4 protein-coding genes are annotated in these 6650 nt (G+C 70.6%); 3 read left to right on the top strand and 1 reads right to left on the bottom strand.

All coding sequences use genetic code 11. The features are described 5' to 3' along the window. Positions 1 to 277: glycogen/starch synthase (locus tag EAD98_RS31730; RefSeq protein WP_147457533.1), on the bottom strand; the 277-nt coding region annotated here is incomplete at its 3' end. A 334-nt stretch (positions 278 to 611) separates the two neighbouring features. Between EAD98_RS31730 and glgX the strand changes: the two genes are divergently transcribed. The 3 genes from glgX to treZ all read left to right on the top strand — a co-directional run. Next, positions 612 to 2729 carry a glycogen debranching protein GlgX gene (gene glgX, locus EAD98_RS30310; RefSeq protein ID WP_121657363.1) on the top strand — a complete coding sequence of 706 codons (2118 nt, stop codon included), beginning with the start codon at positions 612 to 614 and terminating at the stop codon, positions 2727 to 2729. A gap of 1 nt (position 2730) precedes the next feature. Further along, the gene (treY, locus tag EAD98_RS30305) at positions 2731 to 5052 is read left to right on the top strand and encodes a malto-oligosyltrehalose synthase (protein WP_121657362.1); all 2322 of its coding nucleotides are present in this window, start codon (positions 2731 to 2733) and stop codon (positions 5050 to 5052) included. Further along, a partial coding sequence (treZ, locus tag EAD98_RS30300; protein ID WP_121657364.1) for a malto-oligosyltrehalose trehalohydrolase occupies positions 5052 to 6650 on the top strand: 1599 nt, incomplete at its 3' end. The genes treY and treZ, both read left to right, overlap by 1 nt.

The raw sequence follows: 6650 nt of genomic DNA, 5'->3' as shown, positions 1-6650 counted from the left end.
CGGCGTACTCCTCCAGGGGTGCGCCTTCGGCGTGGCGGGTGACGACGGTGACCTCGTGGCCGGCGGCGGCGAGGGCGACGGAGAGGGCGTGGACGTGTCGGCCGAGCCCGCCGACGAGCACCGGCGGGTACTCCCACGAGAGCATCAGGATGCGGCGGGTCTGCGGGGGCACCCCCGGGCCGGGCTGCGCCGGGAGCTGGGGCCGGGAGGTCAGGGTGGGTCGGTGGATCCGATCCGGGGTGGTAGCGAGCTGCTCGCCGACCCGCAGGGTCGTCACATCAATCTCCGTCCAGGCATGGTGGTACGCGCCGGCAGCGATGGCGGCGTAAGGGGAGGTGGCGGGGTGGCCGAGGGCCGAGTGGGGCTGCGCGCGGGCGCGTGCCCCTGAACAAGCAAAGGGCATCGAACGCCGACGCGCATCCTGAGAGGGGTCAAGGTGACGGAAGACACCTGGGGGTCTGCCGCGCAACAGACAGGTGGATTCCGGGCATCGCCTGAAAGGATGGATTGGCGCGAGCGGGCGACGGGCAATACCGGCGTGCGTGCACGCGGCCGCTCCGCTGTGCGCTCATGACGCGGTGCGTCCATGACCATGGGTCTGAAGGAGCGACATGCAGGTCTGGCCGGGCGAGCGGTATCCCCTGGGCGCCACCTACGACGGGATGGGCACCAACTTCGCCATCTTCTCGGAGCTGGCCGAGCGGGTGGAGCTGTGCCTCTTCGACGAGTGGGACACCGGCGCCGAGCTGCGGGTCGAGCTGCGTGAGGTGGACGCGTACGTGTGGCACGCGTACGTGCCGGGGATCGAGCCGGGCCAGCGGTACGGCTACCGGGTGCACGGGCCGTACGACCCGGCGAACGGGCTGCGCTGCAACCCGCACAAGCTGCTGCTCGACCCGTACGCGAAGGCGATCGACGGTGACGTGGAGTGGGACCCGGCGGTCTACGACTACGACCTGGAGCACCCGGAGCGGATGTCGGAGACCGACTCGGCGCCGTTCATGCCGAAGTCGGTGGTGGTCAACCCGTACTTCGACTGGGGCAACGACAAGCCGCCGCGCACCCCGTACCACCACTCGGTGATCTACGAGGCGCACGTGCGCGGGCTGACCATGCGCCACCCGGACATCCCGGAGGAGCTGCGCGGCACGTACGCCGGGATCGCCTCCCCGCCGATGATCGAGCACCTGACCCGGCTGGGCGTGACCGCCATCGAGCTGATGCCGGTGCACCAGTTCATCCACGACAACCGGCTGGTCGACCTGGGGCTGCGCAACTACTGGGGCTACAACACCATCGGCTTCTTCGCCCCGCACCACGGCTACTCCGCGCTGGGCCGGCTGGGTCAGCAGGTGCAGGAGTTCCGGGGCATGGTCAAGGCGCTGCATGCGGCCGGCATCGAGGTCATCCTCGACGTGGTCTACAACCACACCGCCGAGGGCAACCACCTCGGACCGACGCTGAGCTTCAAGGGGGTGGACGCCCCCAGCTACTACCGGCTCAGCGAGGAGGACCGCCGCTACTTCGTCGACTACACGGGCACCGGCAACAGCCTCAACGTGCGCAGCCCGCACTCCCTTCAGCTGATCATGGATTCGCTGCGCTACTGGGTGCAGGAGATGCACGTCGACGGCTTCCGCTTCGACCTGGCGGCCACCCTGGCCCGCGAGTTCTACGAGGTGGACCGGCTCTCCACCTTCTTCGAGGTGGTCCAGCAGGACCCGGTGGTCAGCCAGGTCAAGTTGATCGCCGAGCCGTGGGACGTCGGCCCCGGCGGCTACCAGGTGGGCAACTTTCCGCCGCTGTGGACCGAGTGGAACGGCAAGTACCGCGACACCGTGCGGGACTTCTGGCGCGGCGAGCCGGCGACCCTGGCCGAGTTCGCGTCCCGCATCTCCGGCTCGGCCGACCTCTACCAGGACGACGGCCGCCGGCCCTTCCACAGCATCAACTTCGTCACCGTGCACGACGGGTTCACCCTCAACGACCTCGTCTCCTACAACGACAAGCACAACGAGGCCAACGGCGAGGACAACCGGGACGGGGAGAGCCACAACCGCTCCTGGAACTGCGGCGTCGAGGGCGACACCGACGACGAGGCCGTGCTCGCCCTACGCGCCAAGCAGCGGCGCAACTTCCTGGCCACCCTGATGCTGTCGCAGGGCGTGCCGATGATCGGCCACGGCGACGAGCTGGGCCGCACCCAGCGGGGCAACAACAACGCCTACTGCCAGGACAGCGAACTGGCCTGGGTCGACTGGGACAACGCCGACTCCCAGCTGCTGGAGTTCACCCGGACGCTCACCGCCTTCCGCAAGCGGCACCAGGTGTTCCGCCGCCGCCGGTTCTTCACCGGCCTGCCGGTCGGCGGGCGCGAGATCGACGAGCCGCTGCCCGACCTGGCCTGGTACACCCCCGACGGGCGGGAGATGACCGGCGAGGACTGGGGCAACGACTTCGGCCGTTCGGTGGCGCTCTTCGTCAACGGCGAGGGCATCCGCGAGCGCGGCCAGTACGGCCAGAAGCACCACGACGCCTCGTTCCTGCTGTGCTTCAACGCCCATGACGCGCCGCTGGACTTCATCCTGCCCGGCAGCGAGTACGGCCAGAAGTGGGAACGCGTCATCAGCACCGCCGAACCCGAACCGGACGACGTCACGGTGATCAGCGCGGGCGGCACCCTCCGGGTGCCGGACCGTTCCCTGGTGGTGCTGGAGAGGACGATCTGAGATGGCTGCCACCCCTCAGCCCGACCAGAAGACGCCGACGGCCACCTACCGGGTGCAGGTCCGCCCCGGCTTCGGCCTGGACGCCACCGCCGAGATCGCCGACTACCTGGCGGATCTCGGCGTCAGCCACCTCTACAGCGCGCCGCTGCTGACCGCCACCCCCGGCTCCGCGCACGGCTACGACGTGGTCGACCACCGGGCCGTCAACCCGGAGCTGGGCGGCGAGGCGGGCCGGCAGCGGCTGCTGCGGGCGCTGCGCGACAAGAAGCTCGGCCTGGTCGTCGACATCGTGCCCAACCACGCCGGGGTGGCCGTGCCGCCGGCCAACCCCGCCTGGTGGGACGTGCTGCGCCGGGGGCGCGCCTCGGCGTACGCCGACTGGTTCGACATCGACTGGGACCGGGGCCGGCTGCTGCTGCCGGTGCTGGCCGACGACCCGGCCGCCCTGGACGACCTGAAGGTGGTCGACGGGGAGCTGCGCTACCACGAGCACCGGTTCCCGATCGCCGACGGCACCGGCGACGGCAGCGCCCGCGAGGTGCACGACCGGCAGCACTACGAGTTGGTTTCCTGGCGGCGCGGCGACGCCGAGCTGACGTACCGCCGGTTCTTCGCCGTTTCGGACCTGGCGGGGCTCCGGGTGGAGGATCCGGCGGTGTTCGCCGCCACCCATGAGCTGATCCTGCGCTGGGCCGCCGCCGGGGAGGTCGACGGCATCCGGGTCGACCACCCCGACGGGCTGCGCGACCCCGAGGGCTACCTGACCCGGCTGCGGGCCGCCGCGCCGGAGGCCTGGCTGATCGTGGAGAAGATCCTGGAGTACGGCGAGGAGCTGCCGGACTGGCCGGTGGACGGCACCACCGGCTACGACGCCCTCGCCGCGGTCGGCGGGCTCTTCATCGACACCGACGCCGAGGGCGACTTCACCGTGCTGGACACCCGGTTGACCGGGCAGCACACCTCGTGGGAGGACCTGACCCACGCCACCAAGTTGGCCGCCGCCACCCGGCTGCTCGCCGCCGAGCTGACCCGGCTGGCCGCGCTCGCCCCCGACGTGCCGACCGAGCAGGCGCGCGCGGCGCTCGCCGAGCTGGCCGCCGCGTTCGCCGTCTACCGGGGCTACCCGCCGCACGGCGCCCGGCACCTCGCCGCCGCCCGCTCCGAGGCGGGCCGACGCCGCCCCGACCTGACGCTCGCCCTGGACGCGGTCACCCGCCGGCTGCGGGACCCCGACGACGAGCTGGCCCAGCGCTTTCCCCAGTTCACCGGCGCGGTGATGGCGAAGGGCGTGGAGGACACCGCCTTCTACCGGTGGAGCCGGTTCGTGGCGCTCAACGAGGTCGGCGACAGCCCCGCCCACTTCGGGGTGCCGCCGGCGGAGTTCCACCGGTTCGCCGCCGCCCAGCAGGTCCGTTGGCCGGCGAGCATGACCACCATCTCCACCCACGACACCAAACGCGGCGAGGACGTTCGCGCCCGCCTGGCCGTGCTCAGCGAGCTGCCGGGCCGCTGGGCGGAGCAGGTCAAGAGCTGGATGGAGTACGCCCCGCTGCCCGACCCGGCCTTCGCCCACCTGCTGTGGCAGACCGCCGTCGGCGCGTGGCCGATCGAGCGGGAGCGGCTGCACGCGTACGTCGAGAAGGCCGCCCGGGAGGCGTCGACCTCGACCAGTTGGGCGGACCCCGACCCGGTCTTCGAGCAGGCGATGCACGCCGTGGTCGACCTGATGTACGACGACCCGAGCCTGCACGACGAGCTGACCGAGCTGGCGACGGCGATCACCCCGGCCGGCTGGTCCAACTCGTTGGGCCAGAAGCTGGTGCAGCTCGCCATGCCGGGGGTTCCGGACACCTACCAGGGCACCGAACTGTGGGACAACTCGCTCGTCGACCCCGACAACCGCCGCCCGGTCGACTTTCCCGTACGCCGGGAGCTGCTGGCACGTCTGGACGGCGGCTGGCGTCCCCCGGTGGACGACAGCGGCGCCGCGAAGCTGCTCGTGGTCTCGCGGACCCTGCGCCTGCGCCGGGCGCACCCGGAGCTGTTCACCGGCTACCGGCCGGTGCCGGCGCACGGGCCGGAGGGGCGGCACGCGGTGGCCTTCGACCGGGGCGGCGCGATCGCCGTGGCCACCCGCCTGCCACTAGGCCTGGCCCGTGCGGGCGGCTGGTGTGACACAGTCCTGTCGCTTCCCGTTAACGAGGTGAAGGACCTGTTCACTGGCCGGGTCTACAGTGGCGGGGAGACCTCCGTGGCCGATCTGCTGGCCGACTATCCCGTCGCACTGCTGGCTCCTTCCACCGCTTCCGTGGAGGCTGCGTGATGACCGAATTCACCGTGTGGGCGCCGGACGCCACCCGGGTCCGGCTGCGCCTGCCGGGCGACGGCGACCACGAGATGCGCGCCGCCCCCGACGGCTGGTGGCGCGTCGAGGTGCCCGACGCCGGGCTCGACTACTCCTTTCTGCTGAACGACGACGAAACGCCGCTGCCCGACCCCCGGTCGCCGTGGCAGCCTGCTGGTGTGCACGGGCCGAGCCGACGCTACGACCACGCCGACTTTGCGTGGTCCGACAGCTCGTGGACGGGCCGCCAACTGCCCGGCAGCATCCTCTACGAGCTGCACATCGGCACCTTCACCCCGGAGGGCACCTTCGACGCGGCCATCGACCGCCTCGACCACCTCGTCGAGCTGGGCGTCGACCTGATCGAACTGCTCCCGGTCAACGCCTTCAACGGCGAACACAACTGGGGGTACGACGGGGTCTGCTGGTACGCCCCGCACGAGCCCTACGGCGGGCCCGACGGTCTGAAACGGCTCGTCGACGCCGCCCACGCCAAGGGGCTGGGGGTGATCCTCGACGTCGTCTACAACCATTTCGGGCCCTCCGGGGCCTACGCGCCGCGGTTCGGGCCGTACCTCGCCGAGCAGAGCAACAGCTGGGGCCGCTCGATCAACCTGGACGGCCCGCACTCCGACGAGGTACGCCGCTACATCATCGACAGCGTGCTCATGTGGCTGCGCGACTACCACGTCGACGGGCTGCGCCTGGACGCCGTACACGCGCTGCCCGACTCGCGGGCTGTTCCGATTCTGGAGGAGCTGGCTGTTTCCGTTGAGTCGTTGTCGACGCACCTGGGACGGCCGTTGTCGCTGATCGCCGAATCAGATCTCAACGATCCACGGCTCATCACCCCTCGCGAGGCGGGCGGGTTCGGGCTGCACGCCCAGTGGAACGACGACGCGCACCACGCGCTGCACACGTTGCTGACGGGGGAGCGGCAGGGGTACTACGGGGACTTCGGGTCGCTAGAGACGCTGTCGGACGTGCTGACCGGCGGGTTCTTCCACGCGGGGACCTGGTCGAGCTTCCGTAACCGGCACCATGGGCGGCCTCTGGACTCGCGCGTACCTGGTCATCGGCTGGTCGCCTATCTGCAGAACCACGACCAGATCGGCAACCGGGCTACTGGCGACCGGATCTCTGCCTCCTTGTCGCCTTCGTTGCTGCGGGTTGGGGCGGTGTTGCTGCTGACGGCTCCGTTTACTCCGATGTTGTTCATGGGGGAGGAGTGGGCGGCTTCTACGCCGTGGCAGTTCTTTACCTCGCACCCGGAGCCGGAGTTGGCGTCTGCGGTGGTGGACGGGCGGCGGCGGGAGTTTGCGGCGCACGGGTGGCCTGAAGGGGACGTGCCGGATCCGCAGGATCCGCAGACGTTCGTGCGGTCGCGGTTGGACTGGGCGGAGCTGGACAAGCCTGAGCATCGGGAGATGTTGGCGTTCTACCAGCGGCTGATCGCTCTGCGACGGAGCCTTCCAGATCTCTCTGATCCTCGCTTGCATGCGGTCTCCGTGCAGCATGGGGATCAGTTCCTGCTGATGCGGCGGGGGGAGACACTGGTTGTCGCCAACCTGGCTGGG

This window comes from Micromonospora sp. CV4, assembly GCF_003667455.1.
Lineage (GTDB): Bacteria > Actinomycetota > Actinomycetes > Mycobacteriales > Micromonosporaceae > Micromonospora.
The sequence above is the reverse complement of the archived record's forward strand: the minus strand, read 5'-3'. Positions and strand labels throughout refer to the sequence as shown.

What these genes read in the sequence shown, in the direction of transcription:
- treY (WP_121657362.1), top strand. Translation starts at nt 2,731, where the DNA reads ATGGCTGCCACCCCTCAGCCCGACCAGAAGACGCCGACGGCCACCTAC.
- glgX (WP_121657363.1), top strand. Translation starts at nt 612, where the DNA reads ATGCAGGTCTGGCCGGGCGAGCGGTATCCCCTGGGCGCCACCTACGAC.